Raw genomic sequence first — 3,183 nt, 5'->3', positions numbered from 1 at the left:
CCGTGGTGACGCGCGCCGTCGCCGGCTGCGGCGGCGCATTGCCGTCGACCAAGCCCTTCATGATATGGAAGGCGCAGTTCAGCTTGTCCGGCGTCAACGTGACGATCGCATAGCCGGTGACATTGGTCTCCGCGTACCGCATCCACGGATTGAAATGCTGCAGCGTGCGATTGAGGGTATTGACGACCGCGCCGCTGACCTCCTCGTAGATCAACGCCTTGATCTCGGCAAAGCGCGGGTCGTTGTCGACCACGCTCTTGTACGTGCTCATCAGCGTATTGCTCGACAGCCCTGCCCCGACCAGGTCGACCATCACCGGCGTCGGCGTGGCCGCATCGAAGTCGTCCATCACCACGCCGGCAAAGAAGGCGTGGATATCTCCGGTCAGCGCCACCACATTGCGGACGTTGTTCGTCTTCAGGAAGGCCATCAGGTTCCGACGTTCCGCGTCGTAGCCATCCCACTGGTCCGCGTTCAAGACATAGGTGGCCAGCAGCGAGGCCGGTGGCAGGCGGCTGTCCAGCGTCGGCTTGATATTGGCGTCGAAGGTCGCGCTGTCGATGCCGGCCTGCGTGGACAGCAGTTGCCGCAGATTGGTGTAGGCGACGTTGTTCGGATAGGTCCCGGACGATAGCGCGGCGCGCAGGTCCGCGGTCAACGCCGTTTCCATCTGGTCGCGCAGCGGCGTCAGCGCCGTATTGCTTGCGATCAGCCGCAACACCATCAGCTCCGCGATGGCTTCGGTCAGATCGATCTGCATGCGCAGCAGCGAAACCTGGTTGCCCCACAGCTTCCACGTCGTCGCCGCACCGCCCACACGGTCCTGCCACCACGCGCGCTGCGCATCGCCCAGCATCGATACCTGCGTCAGCGCACCGCCGGCCGCGGCGATCTTGGCGTCCTCTGCCGCCTTCAGCGCATCGCGCCGGATGAAGAAGCGGCTGCCGACATCGCCGCCGGCATTGGCCTCGGAAATCAGATGGTCGGCGCGATACAGCCGCTCGTCCGTCATCAGCAGCGTCGCCAGATTGCCGAACGTGAACGCGCGATAGATCTGGATGTTCTGGAACGAGGGGTTGTTCAGGTCCAGCGTGACATCGGCGGGCAGGTACTCGAACCAGGCCTGGTTGGCGCTGCGCCGTCGCGCGGTCTGCGGCGACTGGTCGTCGTCGGCATCGTAGCTCTGGCGGTCCTGCCAGCAGTCGTCGGAGAACTCGTGGTCGTCCCAGATCGCGATCATCGGGAAGCGCGCATGCAGCGCCTGCAGGCGCGCGTCGCTGCGATAGGCCTTGTACAGATAGCGGTAGTCCTCCAGCGTGGTCGCGTAGCGGAAGCCGCTCGGCAGCGTCGTGCCGTCGGGCAGCGACAGCGGCGTATGGCGGCTTTCGACCAGATTGACCGGCGCGCCGTCGGCCACGGCCTCGTAGATGTAGTCGCCTGTGTGCACGATGAAATCGAGGTCCTGCTGGGCAAGCTCCTCCATGCCGGCCCAGTGGTTGATGCTCCAGTCCTGACAGCTGACGAAGGCGAACTTCAGCTGCGACAGCGGCGTGCCGGCCGCGGACGCGGTGCGGGTGCGCCCGACCGGGCTGAAGCGGCTGCCCACGCGGAAACGGTAGTAGTAGGTGGTGGCGGCGCTCAGGCCGGTGACCTTGGTGCGCAGCGTGTAGTCCCACTCGGGCAAGGCGCGCAGAAGGTCATTGACGACCAGCGTGGAAAAGTCCTCCTGGGTCGACACCTGCAGGCGCACATTGACGTGGCGCCTGCCGTTGTCGCCTTCGACGCGTGTCCACAACACGACGCTGTCGGGACGAGGATCGCCGGAGGCGACCCCGTGGCGGAAGTCGAACAGGTCGGGTTCGGGCGGATCGGGATTGTCATCGCCACCGCCGCAGCCGGCCAACCCTGTGGTGGCGACCGAGACGGTGATGAAGCTTCCCCATTTCAAGAACTGGCGGCGATCCATGTTGTTCTCCTTGTCAGGACAGGGACAGGTGAGGGGACACAGGCAGCATAGGAAATCGATCCGCCGATCGCGAGGGGGTGACCCCCGATGCGGATGCGATGCCGCGACGCACAGGTCCGCACCATTGGGGTACTGCCGGCAATTGCCGCTATCCGCCCGTGTTCGGCAGCGATTTGCCGCACAGGGGCGAATTCGTATAAGGTGCGCCTCATGGATGAACAGAAACGCAACCCGAACCGCAATGCGAATCGCAATGTGAATCACCACGCGAATCACCACGCGAACCGCAGCTTGTTCCGGCAGGTCCTGATGCACCTGCCCTGCAAGACCATCGGCGCCGCCGCCGTGCTGACGGCAGCCGGCTTTCTCAGCTACTGGACCTACCTCGGCATCAATCAGGGCCGCCTGCTGTTCGACGCGAGGCGGCGCCCGCCGCGCGAACTGCCGGAAGGCATCACCGCCTATTCGCACACCATCCCCGGCGGGATGCTGCGCGGCTACGTGTATCGCGGCGATGCGCACTGCGCCGTCACCGATCTGTTGTTCTATTTGCCAGGTCGCGGGGAAGACGTGCTCGAGACCATGCAATTTCTACATTGGCTGCCGCCCGAAGTCGGCTTCGCCACGTTCGACTATCGGGGCCTCGGCCATTCCGACGGGAGCCCGTCGGAGGCGGCGGCCGTCGCCGATGCCAGCCAGTTCCTGCTGCATCTGCGGCGCGTGCTGCCGGGCACGCGGGTCCACGTGGTCGGCCGCAGCCTGGGCACGGGGGTCGCGATCCAGCTGGCCGATCTGCAGGACTTCGAGAGCCTGCAATTGATCACGCCCTACGATTCGCTGCTGGAACTGGTGCGCAAGCGGTTTCCGCTGGTGCCGCTGCGCCAGCTGATGCGTCATCACTTCGATTCGATCTCGCACTGCAAGAAGGTGGTGCAGCGGACCAAGGTGCTGCTCGCCGAGGTCGACGACGTCGTCCCGCATGCATGCTCCGAGCGCCTGATGGCGGCGTGGCCGGGGCCGGTGGCGGTGGAGACCATTCCCGGCAGCAATCATTCGGACATCATCGCGCACCAGAGCACGTGGCAGGCACTGAGCGACTTCGCGCTGCTGTTCGCGCGCCGGCCGGACCTGGACGCGCATGGCAATCGTCTTGACGAGACGCCCACGCCGGCCCCGGCACCGGACGAGCGCGTCGCTGCCAACGATACGGGCGGCGG

Annotated in this window: 2 protein-coding genes; one reads left to right on the top strand and one right to left on the bottom strand. The window is 65.5% G+C overall.

Translation table 11 applies throughout. The annotated features are described in order from the left end of the window. On the bottom strand, positions 1 to 1,966 hold a 1,966-nt coding region (locus AC6EI8_RS25545), incomplete at its 3' end, for an alkaline phosphatase D family protein (protein ID WP_498383272.1). A gap of 309 nt (positions 1,967 to 2,275) precedes the next feature. Between AC6EI8_RS25545 and AC6EI8_RS25540 the strand changes: the two genes are divergently transcribed. After that, positions 2,276 to 3,183 (top strand): alpha/beta hydrolase (locus AC6EI8_RS25540; RefSeq protein WP_498383273.1); only part of this gene is annotated, 908 nt, incomplete at its 3' end.

The sequence above is a fragment of the Cupriavidus sp. R6-3 genome, assembly GCF_059772245.1.
Note: the sequence above shows the minus strand (reverse complement) of the source record. Positions and strands in the feature narration are given on the sequence as shown.